This window comes from Agromyces sp. NPDC029043, from assembly GCF_055564615.1.
In genome coordinates, this window is sequence record NZ_JBVHVX010000006.1 from 166,974 (window position 1) to 184,044 (window position 17,071).

Below are 17,071 nucleotides of genomic sequence, written 5' to 3' on the forward strand. Positions count from 1 at the left end.
CGCGCGAGTCTAGGCTTGGGGGCATGCTCCTCGCGATCGACACCTCCACCGGCACGAGCGTCGCCGTGGTCGACCGAGACGGCGGGATCCTGGCCGAGAGCGTCACCCGCGACACGATGCGGCATGCCGAGGCCATCGGCGGCGGCATCCGCGAGGTGCTCGAACGCGCCGGCCTCCGCGCGGCCGACCTGTCGGCGGTCGCGGCCGGCATGGGGCCCGGCCCGTTCACCGGATTGCGCGTCGGGATCGCGGCCGCCCGCGCCTTCGCGCTCGGCATCGGGCGGCCGGTCGTGCCCGTCGTGAGCCACGACGCGGTCGCCCTCGCGTGGTACACGCGCGGCGGGAGCGGCGGGCTGCAGGTCGTCACCGACGCCCGGCGCCGGGAGTCGGCGGTGTCCGACTACGAGGGACTCGACGCCGACGGCCTCCCCGTCCGGCTCGCACCGCCCAGGCTCGAGCCCCGCGACGCGGTTCCCGAGCCGCGCGGCATCCGCTTCGACGCCGACACCGTCTCGGCCGGTTCCCTCGGCCTGCTCGCCGAGCAGGCCCGCGCGACCGGCCGACTGCCCGTGGCCGACGACGAGCCGCTCTACCTGCGCGCGCCCGACGTGACCCCGTCGGCCGGGCCGAAGCGGGTGCTCGGATGAGCTTCATGCTGCGCCGCGCGCACCTCGCCGACCTCGACGCGATCATGGCGATCGAGCGCGCCACGTTCACCAGCGACGCGTGGCCCGAGCACGCCATGCGTGCCGAGCTCGAGCACGCCCACACCTACTACCTCGTCGTGGTCGACGACGCCCGACCCGAGGTGGCCGTCGCGTACGCCGGGCTGCTCGCGCCCCGCGGGTCGGGTCAGGGCGACATCCAGACCATCGCGGTCGACGACGCGGCCCGCGGTCGCGGCCTCGGGCGCGCGCTCATGCATGCGCTCATCGACGAGGCGCGGCGCCGCGGCGCGACCGAGCTCTTCCTCGAGGTGCGCGCCGACAACCCCGTCGCGCGCACCCTCTACGCGTCGCTCGGCTTCACCGAGATCGGCGTGCGCCGGGGCTACTACCAGCCCGACGGCGTCGACGCGATCGCGATGCGACTCGACGTGCCGCCCGCGATCGCCCGGCCCGCGGCATCCGACGCCGTCATCGCACCCGTCGAACCCGCCGGAGGCACATCGTGAACCGCGACGCCCCCCTCGTGCTCGGCATCGAGACCTCGTGCGACGAGACCGGCGTCGGGATCGTCCGCGGCACCGAGCTGCTCGCCAACGCGATCGCGTCGTCCATGGAGGAGCACGCGCGCTACGGCGGCGTCGTGCCCGAGGTCGCCGCGCGGGCCCACCTCGAGGCGCTCGGCCCGACCATCCGGGCCGCGCTCGACGAGGCATCCGTCGACCTGGCCGATCTCGACGCCGTCGCCGTGACGAGCGGTCCGGGTCTCGCGGGTGCGCTCATGGTGGGCGTCGGCGCGGCCAAGGCGCTCGCGCTCTCGCTCGAGAAGCCGATCTACGCGGTCAACCACCTGGTCGGCCATGTGGGCGCCGACCTGCTCGGCGACCGGCCGCTCGAGACGCCGAGCGTCGCCCTGCTCGTCTCCGGCGGGCACACCTCGCTGCTGCTCGTGCGCGACCTCGACTCCGACGTCGAGCTGCTCGGCGAGACCATCGACGACGCCGCCGGCGAGGCGTTCGACAAGGTGGCGCGCCTGCTCGGGCTGCCCTACCCGGGCGGGCCCGAGATCGACCGGGCCGCGGTCGGCGGCGACCCCGACGCCATCCGCTTCCCGCGCGGGCTCACGCGTCCGAAGGACCTCGAACGCCACCGCTACGACTTCTCGTTCTCGGGCCTGAAGACGGCGGTGGCGCGCTGGGTCGAACAGCGCGAGGCCGCGAGCGAGCCGGTGCCGCTCGCCGACGTCGCCGCGAGCTTCCGCGAGGCGGTCGTCGACGTGCTCGTGTCGAAGGCGATCGCGGCGTGCACCGACCTCGGCGTGCCCAGGCTGCTGCTCGGCGGCGGCGTCGTCGCCAACCGGCGCCTCCGCGAGGTGGCTGAAGCGCGGGCGGATGCCGCGGGCATCGCGCTGCGCATCCCGCCGCTCTCGCTCTGCACCGACAACGGCGCGATGATCGCCGCGCTCGGGGCGCGCCTCATCATGGCCGGGCACCCGGCCTCGACGCTCGACTTCGGCGCGGACTCCACGCTTCCCGTCACCGAGATCCAGACCTGACGAACGCCCGACGGGCCGGCATGCGGAGGGGGACTTCTGCCCCATGCGGCGGGATGTCGCGGGGCGATATGGTGACCGGAGAACCCCGCGAATGCGGGGTGCCGACCCGCGCCGCGGGTCGTTGACACCGTGCCGCGGCGCTGCCAGCATGGCCCAGTCCATGCACACACCTGAGGGAGCAACTCACATGACCGACCCCAACGCCGACCGGAACGTCCCGAACGTTCCTCCGGCTCCGCCCGCTCAGCCCGCGCCCTCGTACGGCACCGGCGCACCCGCCTACAACGCGACCACGCCCTCGTACGGGGCTCCCGCCACGCAGAAGACGAACGTCCTCGCGATCGTCTCGCTCGTGTCGTCGTTCTTCATCTCGATCGTCGGCATCATCACCGGCCACATCGCGCTCAGCCAGATCAAGAAGACCGGCGAGCAGGGCCGCGGCCTAGCGATCGCCGGCCTGATCATCGGCTACGTGGGCCTGGTGCTCGGCATCATCTTCGCGATCGTCTGGTTCGCGATCATCGGCGCCGCGATCAACAGCGGCACCGTCACCACCTACTGATCCACCCGCAGCACGGAAGGGGCTCGACATGAGCGATCCCAGGAACCCCGACGAGCCGGTCGAGCCGGTCACGCCGTCCGAGCCGACGGTCCCCGCGGAACCCGTCGAGCCCCCCGTGCCCGCGGAGCCGGTCGAACCGACGATCCCGGCCGAGCCGGGCGAACCGACGATCCCGGCTGAGCCCGGCGAACCGTCGATCCCGGCCGAGCCGGGTCCGGAGGCGCCCGAGCCGTTCCATCCGCTCGAGGTGCCCGAGGCGCCGGGCCCGCCGGCGCCGCCCGCCGCGCCCGCCCCGCCGGTGCCGTCCGCACCTCCCGCGCCGCCGTCGTACTCGGCCGGCACTCCGTCGTCGCCGTTCGGCGCACCGACCGACGCCACTCCGCCGGCGTACGGCACCGCCCCGACCGCCTACGGCGCGCCACCCGCGGCGCCTCCGGCGTACGGCGCGGCGCCCGCGACGGCAGGCGCCTACGCACCCGCGCCGTCGAAGCCGACGCCGGTGTTCAGCCTCATCTCGCTGATCGCGGGCATCATCGGCATCGTCGGCTCGCCGATCCTGTTCGTGCCGTTCGTCGGCGGCGTGCTCGGCCTGTTCGTCCCGGCTGCGGCGGTCATCCTGGGCTTCATCGGGCGCAAGAAGGAGCCGGCCGCGAAGGGCATGTGGCTCACGGGCATCGTGCTCGGCTTCATCGGCCTCGCGCTCGCCGTGCTCTCGTTCATCCTCTGGGGCGTGCTGTTCGCGATCGGCAACACCTACAGCGGCGACTTCACGTACTGATCGGCGACCTGTGATCGACGACCGGAGGCCTCCGGAGCTCCGCGCCGACGCCGGCACGGCCGGCGGGCGCGACCCGATCGCGCCGCACGGCGTGCCGACGCACACGGCGCCCACGCCGATCGGTCCCCACACGGCCCTCGAGCCGCCGCCGGCCGCCCCGGTCGACGACGAGGGAGCGGAGCGGCGACCCTCCGCGGCGCCGGTGCGCGAGCTCGACCGGCCCTTCGACACGGGGGAGCTGCACGGGCTGCCGACCGGCCAGCTGCTCGCGGTGGGTCGGCCCGAGCCCGAGACGCCGGCGTACGAGCTGGAGGAGGAGGAACGGCGCCGGCTCTACAGCTACGTCGCCGCCGTGCTCGGCGTGATCGGAGCGGGCGCCTCGCTCTTCGTCGGCTGGATGCTGCCCGTCTGCATCGCGGCCATCGTCTTCGGCGTGCTCGGGCTCCGGCGCGAGGAACACGGTCGCATCCCGGCGTTCATCGGCATCGGCGCCGGCATCGCGGGCCTCGTCTTCTCGTGCGTGTGGATCGGCTACTACGCGATCGTCTTCGGCGCCCTGCCGCGCTGACCCCGTGGCATCCGCCCGCCGTCACCGTGACGGCAGGCGACGCGGCCCGCGTCACAACCGCTCGACGAGCAGCGCGACGTGGCGGCCCTCCTCGCGCGTGAGCACGATCGTCGCCGATCCGTCGCCCCTGAGCTTCAGGCGCGTGCGCAGCGCCGCGGGATCGACGTCGACGCCGCGCTTCTTGATCTCGAGCGCGCCCACCCCACGGGCCTGGAGCGCCTGCCGCAGGTGCCGCTCGTCGGCCGGCAGCCGCTCGAGCACGCGGAACCCGCGCGCGAAGGGGCTGTCGACGGGTCGGTCGCCCGTGAAGTAGGCGATGCCCTCGCTGAGCATCCATGCGCCGTTCGATCGGGCGAGGTCGCCGATGAGGCGGGCCCTGATCACGGCGCCGTCGGGCTCGTAGAGGTAGTCGCCGAGCGGCCCGACCGGCGCATCCTCGCTGTCGGCGGGCGCGACCAGCTCGTGGGCGGCGTCGCCGCGGATCACGAGCGCGGCGCGTCCGATGCCCGAGCGGGCCAGCGCGCCCGTCCACACGGCGAGCTCGACGACGTCGCCGTCGACCGAGACCCACTGCGCCTCGGCGCCCGCGGGGATGACGCCGCGATCGGTGCCGGGGCCGAGCTTCACGCCGACCGGCATGCGCTCGGCCAGGCCGAACGCGAAGTCGAGCGACGGCGTGTAGTCGGCGACGTCGGCCAGGCGCGTGGTGGTGCCGCCGGCGGTCGTGCGACGCGCGGGGTCGAGCCAGGCGGCGTCGATGCCCGCGAGCGGCACCTCCTCGGCCCGCGCGTGCAGCACGTGGACGCGCGGGAACGGCGTGAGGTTGAAGGCGGCGATCGCGGCCGTGACCTCATCGGCCTCGGCGGCGGTCACCTCGAGGTCGATCGCGGCGAACGCGAGGGCGTCGCCGCCGATGCCGCAGCCGAGGTCGGCGACGTGGCGGAGTCCGGCGCGAGCGTACCGGCCCGCGTGCAGGGCGGCCACGCGGAGGCGCGTGGCCTGCTCGAGGCCGGACTCGGTGAAGAGCATGCGGTCGGCGAACTCGCCGAATTTCGGGCGCGCCTTCGAGCGCAGCTTGGACTGGCTGAGCACCGCGGCGACCAGGCCGGGCGAGTGACCGCGCCGGCGGAGGTCGGCGACCGTCTTGACGATGTCGTCGCTGCTCGTCCAGGCGGGCAGCGAGTCGAGCAGGTCGAGCCCCTCGGCGGAGAGCAGCTGCACCAGCTCGTCGCGTTCCACGCCGCCACGCTAGCACCGCGACATCCGCTGGCACTCACGTTGCACGAGTGCCAGAACCCCCCTAGACTCTCGTTAGCACTCTCACTCAGAGGCTGCTAACCCCAGTCTTCGTCAAGAAAGAGGTCAACCGTGTCGGTTTCCATCAAGCCGCTCGAGGATCGCATCGTCATCAAGCAGGTCGAGGCCGAGCAGACCACCGCATCGGGCCTGGTCATCCCCGACACCGCCAAGGAGAAGCCCCAGGAGGGCGAGGTCGTGGCGGTCGGCCCGGGCCGCATCGACGACAACGGCAACCGCATCCCGCTCGACGTGGCCGTCGGCGACAAGGTGATCTACTCCAAGTACGGCGGCACCGAGGTCAAGTTCGGCGGCGAGGAGTACCTCGTGCTGTCGGCCCGCGACGTGCTCGCGGTCGTCGTCCGCTAGTCGACACCGACATCGCCCGCGGCCCGGATGCCCCACGGCATCCGGGCCGCGTCGTCGTCTGCGGCATCGAGGGGCGGATGTCGCGGCGACGCGCGGCGGGATGTCGACGGTGGACGGCAGGCTCTCGCGGGCTCCCGGTCGGAGGTCGCGCGTAGGCTGATCCGGTGCCATCCGCTTCGCCGACCGCTGCGCCCGTGCGCGCCCCGCGTGCCGGGGTGAACCGAGCGGGGCTCGCCTACGCGGTCTCCGCGTACGCCCTGTGGGGGTTCCTCCCGATCTACTTCATCGCGCTCGCGCCGACCGGTCCCGTCGAGATCGTCGCGTGGCGCATCCTGCTCTCGCTCGTGTTCTGCGGGGTGCTCATCGCCGCGACGCGCACGTGGCGCCCGTTCCGCGCGCTGCTGCGCGACCGGCGCGTCGTGCTCGTCATGGGCGTGGCGGGCGCGCTCATCTTCGTCAACTGGCTCACGTACGTCTACGCCGCGACGTCGGGGCAGGTCGTCGAGGCCGCCCTCGGGTACTTCATCAATCCGATCGTCACGGTGTTCCTGGGGGTGCTCGTGCTGCGCGAGCGGCTCAACGCCGTGCAGTGGACGGCCGTGGGCATCTCGATCGTCGCGGTGGTGGTGCTCGCCGTCGGGTACGGTCAGCTGCCGTGGATCGCGCTCGTCCTGGCGTTCAGCTTCGGCTTCTACGGGCTCATCAAGAAGCGCGTCGGACCCCGCGTCGACGCCGTGTCGGGCCTGACGCTCGAGACCGCCTGGCTCGCGCCGATCGCCGCCCTCCTGCTCGTGGTCGTCGGCGCGACGGGCGGGCTCACGATGGGGAGCCTGGGCGCGTGGCACACCGTGCTGCTGCTCGCCGCCGGCGCCGTCACCGCCATCCCGCTGTTGCTGTTCGCGGCGGCGTCGCGACGGCTGCCCCTGATCTACATGGGCTTCATCCAGTACTTCGCGCCGTTCATCCAGTTCATCGTCGGCGTGGTGGTGCTGGGCGAGAGCATGCCCCTCGAGCGATGGATCGGATTCGGGCTCGTGTGGCTGGCGCTGGTGGTCCTCACGTTCGACCTCGTCCGCGGTGCACGCAGCGCCCGCCGTGCCGCGCTCGCCGCGCTCTGAACCCGGCGGGCGCCTCCCGGGGCACCCCGTGATCGGGGGTCACGGCGCCTCGAGCGCGCGTGGGGCCGACGCCCGAACCGTGCGCGGAAATGCCGGTCGACGCCGATTTCGTGCGCGACGAGGCCGCCACGAGTCGCGCCGGTAACGATTCGGACGGCGTTACCGGGTTGTGATCGGGATCCCTTGTTTCGGCTGTACCCGGGCAATACTGTCAAACCACCGGCGTCGTCAGACGCTGCAATTGTGTACCGATCCTTCAGTCCCAAGGAGCAACATGAGCGTATTCGCGAAGGCCAAGGCCTCGCGCTCCGCCCGCGCGACCTGGACGGGCATCGCCATCGCTGGCGTCTCCGCCCTCCTCCTCACCGCGTGTGCGACGGGCGGCGGCGACACCGAACCGGCCGATACGGAAGAGCCGGCCGAGACCGGTGACGCCCAGCCCATCGAAGCAGGCGAGCGCGACCTCACCCTGAAGGTCGGCACCATCCTGCCGCAGTCGGGCACCCTCGCCTTCCTCGGCCCGCCCGAGGAGGCCGGTGTCGCGCTGGCCGCGCAGGAGATCAACGAGGCCGACGCCGGCATCCAGGTCGAGGTCGTCTACCGCGACTCCGGCGACACCACGACCGACATCGCGACCGTCTCGGTCACCGACCTCCTCTCGCAGGATGTCTCGGCGATCATCGGTGCGGCGTCCTCGGGCGTGTCGTTCACCGTCATCGACCAGATCACGGCGGCCGGCGTCGTCCACTTCTCGCCGGCGAACACGTCGCCCGACTTCACGGACTACGACGACAACGGGCTGTACTTCCGCACCGCTCCGTCCGACCTCCTCCAGGGCGAGGTGCTCGGCAACCTGATCGCCGAGGAGGGCAAGTCGACGCTCGGCATGCTCGTCCTGAACGACCCCTACGGCACCGGCCTCGCGGCCTCGCTGAAGGAGAACTTCGAGGCGGCGGGCGGCGAGGTCGTCGCCGAGGAGCTCTTCAACACGGGTGACTCCAACTTTGATGCGCAGCTCTCGGCGATCAACGCCGCGAACCCCGACGCGGTCGCGGTCATCACGTTCGACGAGGCCAAGGTCGTCGTGCCGGCGCTCGTCGGCTCGGGCTACCCCGGCGACCAGCTGTACTTCGTCGACGGCAACCTGGCCGACTACAGCGCGGACTTCGCGCCCGGCCTCATCGCCGGTGCGAAGGGCACGCTGCCCGGCCCGGAGCTGGACGAGGACTTCCAGGAGCGCCTGCTCGGCGTCGACCCGGCACTCGACAGCTTCAGCTACGGGCCCGAGTCGTACGACGCCCTGATGCTCATCGCGCTGGCCGCCTACGCGGCGAACAGCGTCGAGGGCACCGACATCGCCGCGTACCTCCAGCAGGTCTCGGGCGGTTCGGGCGACGGCGAGACGGTCACGTCCTTCGCCGACGCGACGGCGCTCCTCGCCGAGGGCGAGCAGATCGACTTCGACGGTGCGTCGGGTCCGATCACGCTCGACGAGAACGGTGACCCGACCGAGGCCACCATCGGCATCTACGAGTACGCCGACGACAACACCTACTCGCGCATCGGCTAGTCGCTGACGCGCACGGAAGGGCCCCGGCTCCGGCCGGGGCCCTTTCGCGTGCCCGGCGGGAGGCGCTCGCCGCGCCCGGCGCGGCCGCGCACCGTGCCCGGCGCGGCGCGGCCCGCGCTTCCCTGCACGATGCGCAGGAGACGCCCCGATTCGCAGGAGCGGATCCGGCAGATGCTCCGGCACATCGCGGCGTCTCCTGCAGAGCGCGGCTCGGGCGCCGGCAGCCGCTCGTCGACCCGGAAGCGACGACGCCGACAGGACGTCTGCCGCGCCGACCCGTCATCCGCAGGAGCGCCTCTCGGCAGTCCTCGGTCGGTCGCGTGGTCCATCCCTCGTCTGCGCCCCGCCGTCGCGCCACACGGCGGCCTGACGCCGGCCGGGGCATGACGAAGGGGGTGGATGCCGCGGCATCCACCCCCTTCGCGGGCGACCGGCTCAGTCCTGGCCGAGCGTCCCGAGGTACAGGCCGATGACCTTGGGGTCGTTCAGCAGGTCGCGACCGGGGCCCTCGTAGGCGTCGCGGCCCTGGTCGAGCACGTAGCCGCGGTCGCAGATCTGCAGGCACCGGCGGGCGTTCTGCTCGACCATGATGGTCGTGACGCCCGCGCGGTTGATCTCCTTGACCCGGAGGAACGCCTCGTCCTGTCGGACCGGCGAGAGGCCGGCCGAGGGCTCGTCGAGCAGCAGCACGTGCGGGCCCATCATGAGCGCACGCGACATCGCCACCATCTGGCGCTCACCCCCAGAGAGCGAGCCCGCACGCTGCGCGAGCCGCTTGCCGAGCTCCGGGAAGATCTCGGTGACGAACTCGAGACGCTCCTTGAGGCCCTTGGGCTTCTGGAAGATGCCCATCTCGAGGTTCTCCTGGATCGTGAGCGACGGGAACACGTTGTTCGTCTGGGGGACGAACCCGACGCCCTTCGCCACGAGCTTGTTCGCCTTCAGGTTGGTGATCTCCTCGCCCTGGAGGAAGATGCCGCCCTCTCGGACCCGCACGAGCCCGAAGATCGACTTCAGGAGCGTCGACTTGCCGGCGCCGTTCGGGCCGATGATGCCGATCAGCTCGCCCTGCCGGGCGACGAGCGAGCAGGCGTTCAGGATGTTCACGCCGGGGAGGTATCCCGCCGTGACCGAACGCACCTCGACGACCGCGTCGGCCGGCGGGGCGATCGTCGCACTCCCCGCGGCCTCGGGGGCCGCGGCCGATTCACTGTTCGTCATCGATGAGCTCCTTCAGCGCTTCGACGTGGCCGGTGTCGGTCGCGCCGAGATCGGTGTCGTGGTGCGCACCGAGGTACGCGTCGATCACGGCCTGGTCCTGCATGACCGTGTGCGGGTCGCCCTCGGCGACGATCTTGCCCTCGGCCATCACGACGACCCAGTCGGCGATGTGGCGCACCATGTGCATGTCGTGCTCGACGAACAGCACCGTCATGCCCTGCGACTTGAGGTCGAGGATGTGGTCGAGCAGCGACTGGGTGAGCGCCGGGTTGACGCCCGCCATCGGCTCGTCGAGCATGACCAGCGTCGGGTCGCTCATGAGCGCCCGCGCCATCTCGAGCAGCTTGCGCTGGCCGCCCGAGAGGCTCGCCGCGTAGTCCTCCTGCTTGGCATCGAGCTTGAACCGCGTGAGCAGCTCCTTCGCCTTGGCCTCGATGTCGTCCTCCTGCTTGCGCCACAGGAAGGGCAGGATCGATCGGAAGATGTTCTCCCCGGTCTGGCTCTTCGCGCCGAGCTTCATGTTGTCGAGCACGGTGAGCAGGCCGAGGGCCTTCGTCAGCTGGAAGGTGCGGATGAGGCCCATGCGGGCGACCCGGTAGGCTGGGACGTGCGCCAGCGAGCGACCGTCGAACTCCCACTTGCCCTCATCGGGCTTGTCGAAGCCCGTGAGCAGGTTGAAGAACGTGGTCTTGCCGGCGCCGTTCGGGCCGATGAGCGCCGTGATGGCGCCGCGAGGGATCTCGACGTGGGCGACGTCGACGGCCGTGAGGCCGCCGAACGTGCGCTTGACGCCGTCGGCGATGAGGATCGGGTCGACCTTCTTGCAGCCGGGGCCCGCTTCGCCGACGTGGAGTCCGGTGGACTTGACCGGCTTGGCCGTGGGAATGACGCTATCGGACAAAAGCCAGCTCCTTCTTGTTTCCGAAGATGCCCTGTGGCCTGAAGACCACGAGGAGCATGATGGCGATGCCGACGAGGATGAACCGCAGCTGGCCCGCCTGGACCTGGGTCATGAACGGGAACCAGCCGGCCTCCACGCCTCGGGCGATGAACCCCGAGAAGAAGGAGAGCAGCACCCAGAAGATCATCGAGCCGATGATGGGCCCGAAGATCGTCGCGGCGCCGCCGAGCAGCAGGATCGCGTAGATGAAGAAGGTCAGCGACGTCTGGTAGTTCGCCGGCACCACCGCGCGCGGCATGATGAAGATCATGCCGGCGAGCGTGCCGAACACACCGCCCAGGATGAGGCTCTGCATCTTGTACGAGTAGACGTTCTTGCCGAGCGCGCGCACGGCGTCCTCGTCTTCGCGGATGCCCTTGATCACGCGGCCCCACGGGCTGCGCATGAGCAGCCACGTGAACAGCGCCGCGAGGATCACCACGGTCCAGCCGACGATCCGGATCCACCAGTCGTAGGCGTTGTACGTGAACGGGCCGAAGCCGTACGTGCCGTCGGGGATCGGGTTCAGCGCGGCGAACCCGCCCTTGTAGCCCTGGAGGCCGCTCGCGGAGCCGGTGACATCCTCGAACGTGTTCGTGGTGAACACCAGCCGCAGGATCTCCGCGGCCGCGATCGTCACGATGGCCAGGTAGTCGGCACGCAACCGCAGGGTCGGGATGCCGAGGATCAGCGCGAACACCACGGAGGCGGCGACGCCGACGAGCACCGCGGCCCACACCGGGAAGCCGAAGCTCAGCGTGGAGATCGCGTACCCGTAGGCGCCGAGGGCCATGAAGCCCGCCTGGCCGAAGTTCAGCAGGCCGGTGTAGCCGAAGTGGATCGCCAGGCCGAGCGCGGCGAGGGCGTACGCGGCGGTCGTGGGGCTGATGACCTCCTGCGCCGCGTTGGAGAGGATCGCAATCCAGTCGATCATGGTCGTCGCTCCTTAACCGATTCTCTCGCGGCGACCGAGGATGCCCTGCGGTCGGAACAGCAGCACGAGGATGAGCACGACGAGCGCGCCGACGTACTTCATGTCGCTCGGGATCCAGAGCGTCGAGAGCTCCACGAACAGGCCCACGATCAGTGAGCCGACGAGCGCTCCGAACGCGGTCCCGAGACCGCCCAGCGTGACCGCGGCGAAGATGAGCAGCAGGATCTGGAAGCCCATGTCCCAGCTCACGCCCGGGCGGAAGTACGCCCAGAGGATGCCGGAGAGGCCGGCGAGCGTGCCGCCCACCACCCAGACGATGCGGATGACGCGGTCGACGTCGATGCCGCTCGCGGCCGCGAGCGGGGCGTTGTCGGACACCGCGCGCGTCGCCTTGCCGATCCGGGTGCGGAGCAGGAAGTAGGCGACGGCGAGGAGCACCACGATCGAGGTGACCATGCTGACCACGTCGATCCACGAGAGGGCGATCGGCCCGATGCGGATGTCGGAGGGGAGCGTGGCGCCCGGCAGCTGGCGGGTCGCGCCGCCGTAGAAGAACTGGTACGTGTACCGGATCGCGAGCGACAGGCCGATGCTGACGATCATGAGCGGGATCAACGCGACCCCGCGCCGTCGCAACGGCTTCCAGATCGCGGCGTCGAGGGTCCACCCGAGGGCGGCCGACAGCACGAGCGCGATGATGAGCGCCAGCCACACCGGGAGCGCCAGGTCGACGCCGAAGGTCAGCATCATGAGCGCACCGAACGTGACCATCTCGGCGTGGGCGAAGTTCGAGAGCCCGGTCGTTCCGAAGATGAGCGACAGGCCGATCGCCGCGAGGGCGAGCAGCAGGCCGAAGTTCAGGCCGTTCACCACGCGGATCAGCACCTGGGCGCCGATGTCGGTCGTGACGCGCTGCCCTTCGCCGAGGAAGAAGTTCACGGCCTTCCGATTCGTGAGCCCGAACTCGGCCGTGACCGTCGACTGGCCGTCCTCGACGACGACGCCCTCGGGGAGCGTGTCCTCGTTGAGCGTGACCTCGTACTCGGCCTTCTCGGGCACGCCGATCGTCCAGCGCCCGTCGGCGTCGGTCTCGGTCGACGCCTCGTATCCGTTGCCCTCGACCGCGATCTCGACGCCCTCCAGGGGCTCGTTCTCGAACTGCACGTTGCCGCTGAGGAAGTACTCGAACTCCTCTTCGGCCGCCGTGTCCGTACCCCCTTCGTCCGCCAACGCAGGGGACGCTGCGATGCCGGACAGAGTGAGTGCGGAGACGAGGAGTCCGAAGAGGAGGAGCCACCTCCCGCGAGATCGTGTGGGGACTGTTCGCGTGGGTTCCACTGCACCTCCAAAGATCCCGACCGGGGGTTGCGATCGGGTCCGGCTTCCTGACGACGACGTCGTCGACAGTACGTGCCGATTATGTCCCAAGTGTTTCACCTGGGCTCACAAACGGCCCTCGATTGTTATCCGGGGAATGCCGGGCGCGCAAACTCGCTTAAACTCGGTGTACCACCGCGTCGACGCGTCGTGCCCGTGATCCGCGGTGCGCGGCGCGTTCGAGCACGACTCGAAACGAAGGGGCGACATGGATCACGCCGATCCGTTCGGATTCACGGGACTCACCTACGACGACGTCCTGCTGCTGCCGGGGCACACCGACGTGATCCCGAGCGAGGCCGACACCAGTTCGCGCCTGACCCGCCGCATCACGGTGGCCACGCCCCTCCTCTCCGCCGCGATGGACACCGTCACCGAGGCGCGCATGGCCATCGCGATGGCGCGACAGGGCGGCATCGGCATCCTGCACCGCAACCTGTCGATCGCCGAGCAGGCCGAGATGGTCGACCGCGTCAAGCGCAGCGAGTCGGGCATGGTCTCGAACCCGGTGACGACGACGCCCGATGCCACGGTCGCCGAGGTCGACCAGCTCTGCGCGACGTACCGCGTCTCGGGTCTCCCGGTGGTCGACGCCGACGGCATCCTGGTCGGCATCATCACGAATCGCGACATGCGCTTCGTCTCCGACTTCGAGAAGCCGGCCACCAGGGTCGCGGATGTCATGACCAAGATGCCGCTCATCACGGGCCGGGTCGGCATGGACCCCGACGAGGCCGTCGCGATCTTCGCGCAGCACAAGGTCGAGAAGCTGCCGCTCGTCGACGACGAGGGGCGCCTGACCGGCCTCATCACCGTCAAGGACTTCGACAAGTCCGAGCAGTACCCGAACGCGACGAAGGATGCCGAGGGCCGCCTGCGCGTCGGCGCGGCGATGGGCTTCTTCGGCGACGCATGGGAGCGGGCCGAGGCGCTGCGCGACGCGGGCGTCGACGTGCTCGTGGTCGACACGGCCAACGGCGAGTCCGCGGGCGTGCTGGGCATCATCCGCCGCATCAAGGCCGACCCGACGTTCGCGCACATCGACGTGATCGGCGGCAACGTGGCCACGTACGAGGGCGCGAAGGCGCTTGTCGAGGCGGGCGCCGACGCGGTCAAGGTCGGCGTGGGCCCCGGTTCGATCTGCACCACGCGCGTCGTCGCGGGCGTGGGCGTGCCGCAGGTCACCGCCGTGTACGAGGCGTCCAAGGCCACGAGGCCGGCGGGCGTTCCGCTCATCGCCGATGGCGGGCTGCAGTACTCGGGCGACATCGCGAAGGCGCTCGTCGCGGGCGCCGACACCGTCATGCTCGGCTCGCTGCTCGCCGGCACGGCCGAGAGCCCCGGCGACCTGGTCTTCCAGAACGGCAAGCAGTACAAGGCCTACCGCGGCATGGGCTCGCTGGGCGCGCTGCAGACCCGCGGCAAGAAGACCTCGTACTCGAAGGATCGCTACTTCCAGGCCGACGTGCCCAGCGATGAGAAGCTGATCCCCGAGGGCATCGAGGGCCAGGTGCCCTATCGCGGCCCGGTGTCGGCCGTGGCCTACCAGCTCGTGGGCGGCCTGCGCCAGTCGATGTTCTACGTCGGCGCGCGCACCGTGGCCGAGCTCAAGGCCAAGGGCCGCTTCGTGCGGATCACGCCGGCCGGGCTCAAGGAGTCGCACCCGCACGACGTGCAGTTCGTCGTGGAGGCGCCGAACTACACGCGGTAGGTCTCGGTACGCAACGGGCTGCGGCCGGTGCTACTCCACAGGTGAGCGGGCGTCGGCGATGCGCGCGATCGCCTCGGAGAGGACCTCGGGCGAGCACGCGAGGTTGAGCCGGGCGTGCCCGCGTCCGACCTCTCGGCCGAATCCCGGCCCCGGGGCGAGCGCCACGCGCGCCTCGTGGAGGGCACGTTCGGCGGGGTCCTCGCCCCACCCGAGCGCGGAGAGGTCGAGCCAGGCGAGGTAGCTCGCCTGCGGCATCCGGTATCGCACGTCGGGGAGCAGGTCGGCGAGGAGGTCGCCGAGCAGGCGGCGGTTGTCGTCGATCGAGGCGAGCACGCCGTCGAGCCAGTACCCGCCGTGCCGGAATGCGGCGACCGACGCGATCGACCCGAACTGTCCCATCCGCCATTCGACCTCGTAGGGCATGCCGGCGCGCACGGCGTCGCCGCGCTCGCTCGCCGTCAGCATCAGCGCGGCCTTCAGCCCGGCGAGGTTGAACGCCTTGGAGGCGGCGGTGACGGTAACGCCGTGCTCCCGCGCGGCATCCGACACGGTGAGGAAGGGCGTGTACGGCGTCTCGGGCTGCGACAGCGGGCCGTGCACCTCGTCGGAGACGATGGTGACGTCGAATCGGGCCGCGAGCTCGGCGAGCGCGGCGAGGTCGTCGCGGGCGTGCACGTGTCCGACGGGGTTGTGCGGGTTGCAGAGCACCATCGCACGAGCGCCCGTCGCCAACGCGGACTCGATGCCCGGCAGGTCGAGCGACCAGCCCTCGTCGATGCCGCCGGCGAGCGGCACCTCGACCACGACGCCGCCCGCCTCGGTGACCAGGTCGAAGAACGGCGGGTAGATCGGCGGGTTGATGATGACGCCCTCGCCCGGCTCCACGACCCGACGGAGCACCTCGACGATGCCCATGCTCACGTCGGCGGTGCAGGTGACGCGTGCGGGATCGGGCTCCCAGCCGAGGCGCGCAGCGGCGAAGTCGGCGAACGCGTCGGCGACGGGCCGGCTGCCCGGGTTGTAGCCCGTGTCGGACCGGCGCACGGCGGCGTGCAGCGCCTCCGCGATCGGCTCGGCGAGCGGATAGTCCATCTCGGCGACGGGCAGCGGCAGCACGTCGGCGTCGTACGCGCGCCACTTGGCGCTCGTGCGGGTGCGGAGCAGGTCGAGCGGGTCGGCGGCGACGCGGTGCATGGGTCCAGCCTGCCCCACCGCGGCGTGCGGCGACAGCGGTTCGAGCCGGACGAGGCGCGTGTCGCGCGCGCTCGGTAGGGTTGACGGGTGACCCAGGAGATCGAGATCGGCCGTTCCAAGCGGGGACGCCGCGTCTACGCGTTCGACGACATCGCGATCGTGCCGAGCCGGCGCACGCGCGACCCGGAAGACGTCTCGGTCGGCTGGTCGATCGACGCGTACCAGTTCGACATCCCGTTCCTCGCGGCGCCCATGGACTCGGTCGTCTCGCCGCGCACGGCGATCATGATGGGCCAGCTCGGCGGCCTCGGCGTGCTCGACCTCGAGGGCCTCTGGACCCGCTACGAAGACCCCGAGCCCGTGCTCGCCGAGATCCGCAACCTCGACGACGACCGCGCGACGGCCCGCATGCAGGAGCTGTACGCCGAGCCGATCAAGCCCGACCTGGTCACGGCGCGCATCGCCGAGATTCGCGCGGCGGGCGTCACGGTCGCCGGCGCGTTGTCGCCGCAGCGCACGCAGGAGCTGTACGAGACCGTGGTCGCGGCCGGCGTCGACCTGTTCGTCATCCGCGGCACCACCGTGTCGGCCGAGCACGTGTCGAAGGGCGTCGAGCCGCTGAACCTCAAGAAGTTCATCTACGAGCTCGACGTGCCGGTCATCGTTGGCGGCGCGGCCACCTACACCGCAGCGCTGCACCTCATGCGCACGGGCGCGGCGGGCGTGCTCGTCGGCTTCGGCGGCGGCGCGGCCTCGACCACGCGCGCCACGCTCGGCATCCATGCGCCCATGGCCACGGCGGTGGCCGATGTCGCGGGCGCACGCCGCGACTACCTCGACGAGTCCGGCGGCCGGTACGTTCACGTCATCGCCGACGGCGGCGTCGGCAAGTCGGGCGACATCGTCAAGGCGGTCGCCTGCGGCGCCGATGCGGTCATGCTGGGTGCGGCGCTCGCCCGCGCGACCGATGCGCCCGGGGGCGGATGGCACTGGGGCGCCGAGGCGCACCATCCGAAGCTGCCCCGGGGGCAGCGCGTCCAGGTCGGCCAGGTCGCGCCGCTCGAGGAGATCTTCTACGGGCCCGCGCCCGCGGCCGACGGCACCGCGAACCTCATCGGCGCGCTGCGCAAGTCGATGGCCACCACCGGCTACTCCGACCTCAAGGAGTTCCAGCGCGTCGAGGTCGTCGTCGCGCCGTACCGGTCCGCCTGAT

Annotated in this window: 17 protein-coding genes; 11 read left to right on the forward strand and 6 right to left on the reverse strand. The window is 71.3% G+C overall.

The genetic code is table 11. The features are described 5' to 3' along the window. Positions 1–23: 23 nt before the first annotated feature. From tsaB to ACZ4TW_RS10305, 6 genes are all read left to right on the forward strand, one after another. Entirely contained in the window at positions 24–647 is a 624-nt protein-coding gene (gene tsaB, locus ACZ4TW_RS10280; protein ID WP_465542614.1) for a tRNA (adenosine(37)-N6)-threonylcarbamoyltransferase complex dimerization subunit type 1 TsaB, read from the forward strand. After that, a complete protein-coding gene (gene rimI, locus ACZ4TW_RS10285) occupies positions 644–1,174 on the forward strand; it encodes a ribosomal protein S18-alanine N-acetyltransferase (protein WP_465542615.1) in 531 nt (176 codons plus the stop codon). The genes tsaB and rimI overlap by 4 nt, the downstream gene beginning before the upstream one ends. Then, on the forward strand, positions 1,171–2,220 hold the full coding sequence (tsaD, locus tag ACZ4TW_RS10290) for a tRNA (adenosine(37)-N6)-threonylcarbamoyltransferase complex transferase subunit TsaD (protein WP_465542616.1): 1,050 nt from the start codon (positions 1,171–1,173) through the stop codon (positions 2,218–2,220). Before rimI ends, tsaD begins: the two co-directional genes overlap by 4 nt. 187 nt (positions 2,221–2,407) lie before the next feature. Then, the gene (locus tag ACZ4TW_RS10295) at positions 2,408–2,782 is read left to right on the forward strand and encodes a DUF4190 domain-containing protein (RefSeq protein WP_465542617.1); all 375 of its coding nucleotides are present in this window, start codon (positions 2,408–2,410) and stop codon (positions 2,780–2,782) included. A gap of 28 nt (positions 2,783–2,810) precedes the next feature. Continuing rightward, positions 2,811–3,560 carry a DUF4190 domain-containing protein gene (locus ACZ4TW_RS10300; RefSeq protein ID WP_465542618.1) on the forward strand — a complete coding sequence of 250 codons (750 nt, stop codon included), beginning with the start codon at positions 2,811–2,813 and terminating at the stop codon, positions 3,558–3,560. A gap of 10 nt (positions 3,561–3,570) precedes the next feature. Further along, positions 3,571–4,128, forward strand: coding sequence for a hypothetical protein (locus ACZ4TW_RS10305; protein WP_465542619.1), 558 nt, complete (start codon positions 3,571–3,573; stop codon positions 4,126–4,128). A gap of 51 nt (positions 4,129–4,179) precedes the next feature. Here the strand turns inward: ACZ4TW_RS10305 and ACZ4TW_RS10310 are convergent, their stop codons facing one another. Then, the gene (locus ACZ4TW_RS10310; RefSeq protein WP_465542620.1) at positions 4,180–5,367 is read right to left on the reverse strand and encodes a class I SAM-dependent methyltransferase; all 1,188 of its coding nucleotides are present in this window, start codon (positions 5,365–5,367) and stop codon (positions 4,180–4,182) included. A gap of 129 nt (positions 5,368–5,496) precedes the next feature. Here ACZ4TW_RS10310 and groES point away from each other — a divergent pair, with 129 nt between their 5' ends. The 3 genes from groES (at position 5,497) to ACZ4TW_RS10325 (ending at position 8,481) form a co-directional block, all read left to right on the forward strand. Continuing rightward, on the forward strand, positions 5,497–5,793 hold the full coding sequence (gene groES / locus ACZ4TW_RS10315; protein WP_465542621.1) for a co-chaperone GroES: 297 nt from the start codon (positions 5,497–5,499) through the stop codon (positions 5,791–5,793). Between the two features lie 164 nt (positions 5,794–5,957). Further along, entirely contained in the window at positions 5,958–6,911 is a 954-nt protein-coding gene (gene rarD, locus ACZ4TW_RS10320; RefSeq protein ID WP_465542622.1) for an EamA family transporter RarD, read from the forward strand. A 274-nt stretch (positions 6,912–7,185) separates the two neighbouring features. Further along, entirely contained in the window at positions 7,186–8,481 is a 1,296-nt protein-coding gene (locus ACZ4TW_RS10325; protein WP_465542623.1) for an ABC transporter substrate-binding protein, read from the forward strand. A 435-nt stretch (positions 8,482–8,916) separates the two neighbouring features. On the opposite strand, the gene ACZ4TW_RS10330 is transcribed toward ACZ4TW_RS10325, so the two are convergent. From ACZ4TW_RS10330 to ACZ4TW_RS10345, 4 genes are read right to left on the reverse strand one after another with little or no spacing between them, the layout of a single operon-like run. After that, positions 8,917–9,702 carry an ABC transporter ATP-binding protein gene (locus ACZ4TW_RS10330; RefSeq protein WP_465542624.1) on the reverse strand — a complete coding sequence of 262 codons (786 nt, stop codon included), beginning with the start codon at positions 9,700–9,702 and terminating at the stop codon, positions 8,917–8,919. After that, the gene (locus ACZ4TW_RS10335) at positions 9,689–10,603 is read right to left on the reverse strand and encodes an ABC transporter ATP-binding protein (protein ID WP_465542625.1); all 915 of its coding nucleotides are present in this window, start codon (positions 10,601–10,603) and stop codon (positions 9,689–9,691) included. Before ACZ4TW_RS10335 ends, ACZ4TW_RS10330 begins: the two co-directional genes overlap by 14 nt. Next, positions 10,593–11,573: a branched-chain amino acid ABC transporter permease gene (locus tag ACZ4TW_RS10340; RefSeq protein WP_465542672.1), complete on the reverse strand. Its 981-nt coding sequence runs from the start codon at positions 11,571–11,573 to the stop codon at positions 10,593–10,595. Before ACZ4TW_RS10340 ends, ACZ4TW_RS10335 begins: the two co-directional genes overlap by 11 nt. 15 nt (positions 11,574–11,588) lie before the next feature. After that, the gene (locus ACZ4TW_RS10345; protein WP_465542626.1) at positions 11,589–12,914 is read right to left on the reverse strand and encodes a branched-chain amino acid ABC transporter permease; all 1,326 of its coding nucleotides are present in this window, start codon (positions 12,912–12,914) and stop codon (positions 11,589–11,591) included. A 247-nt stretch (positions 12,915–13,161) separates the two neighbouring features. Between ACZ4TW_RS10345 and guaB the strand changes: the two genes are divergently transcribed. Then, positions 13,162–14,664, forward strand: a complete 1,503-nt coding sequence (gene guaB, locus ACZ4TW_RS10350; protein WP_465542627.1) for an IMP dehydrogenase — start codon at positions 13,162–13,164, stop codon at positions 14,662–14,664. A 30-nt stretch (positions 14,665–14,694) separates the two neighbouring features. Here guaB and ACZ4TW_RS10355 read toward each other — a convergent pair whose 3' ends face one another. Next, positions 14,695–15,858, reverse strand: a complete 1,164-nt coding sequence (locus ACZ4TW_RS10355) for a MalY/PatB family protein (protein WP_465542628.1) — start codon at positions 15,856–15,858, stop codon at positions 14,695–14,697. An 87-nt stretch (positions 15,859–15,945) separates the two neighbouring features. Between ACZ4TW_RS10355 and ACZ4TW_RS10360 the strand changes: the two genes are divergently transcribed. Further along, on the forward strand, positions 15,946–17,070 hold the full coding sequence (locus ACZ4TW_RS10360; protein WP_465542629.1) for a GuaB3 family IMP dehydrogenase-related protein: 1,125 nt from the start codon (positions 15,946–15,948) through the stop codon (positions 17,068–17,070). Position 17,071 lies beyond the last annotated feature (1 nt).

Bases quoted from the DNA above. Each gene is read 5' to 3' on its own strand.
- tsaB (WP_465542614.1), top strand. From the start codon at position 24: ATGCTCCTCGCGATCGACACCTCCACCGGCACGAGCGTCGCCGTGGTC.
- rimI (WP_465542615.1), top strand. From the start codon at position 644: ATGAGCTTCATGCTGCGCCGCGCGCACCTCGCCGACCTCGACGCGATC.
- ACZ4TW_RS10295 (WP_465542617.1), top strand. From the start codon at position 2,408: ATGACCGACCCCAACGCCGACCGGAACGTCCCGAACGTTCCTCCGGCT.
- ACZ4TW_RS10300 (WP_465542618.1), top strand. From the start codon at position 2,811: ATGAGCGATCCCAGGAACCCCGACGAGCCGGTCGAGCCGGTCACGCCG.
- ACZ4TW_RS10325 (WP_465542623.1), top strand. From the start codon at position 7,186: ATGAGCGTATTCGCGAAGGCCAAGGCCTCGCGCTCCGCCCGCGCGACC.
- ACZ4TW_RS10330 (WP_465542624.1), bottom strand. From the start codon at position 9,702: ATGACGAACAGTGAATCGGCCGCGGCCCCCGAGGCCGCGGGGAGTGCG.
- guaB (WP_465542627.1), top strand. From the start codon at position 13,162: ATGGATCACGCCGATCCGTTCGGATTCACGGGACTCACCTACGACGAC.
- ACZ4TW_RS10355 (WP_465542628.1), bottom strand. From the start codon at position 15,858: ATGCACCGCGTCGCCGCCGACCCGCTCGACCTGCTCCGCACCCGCACG.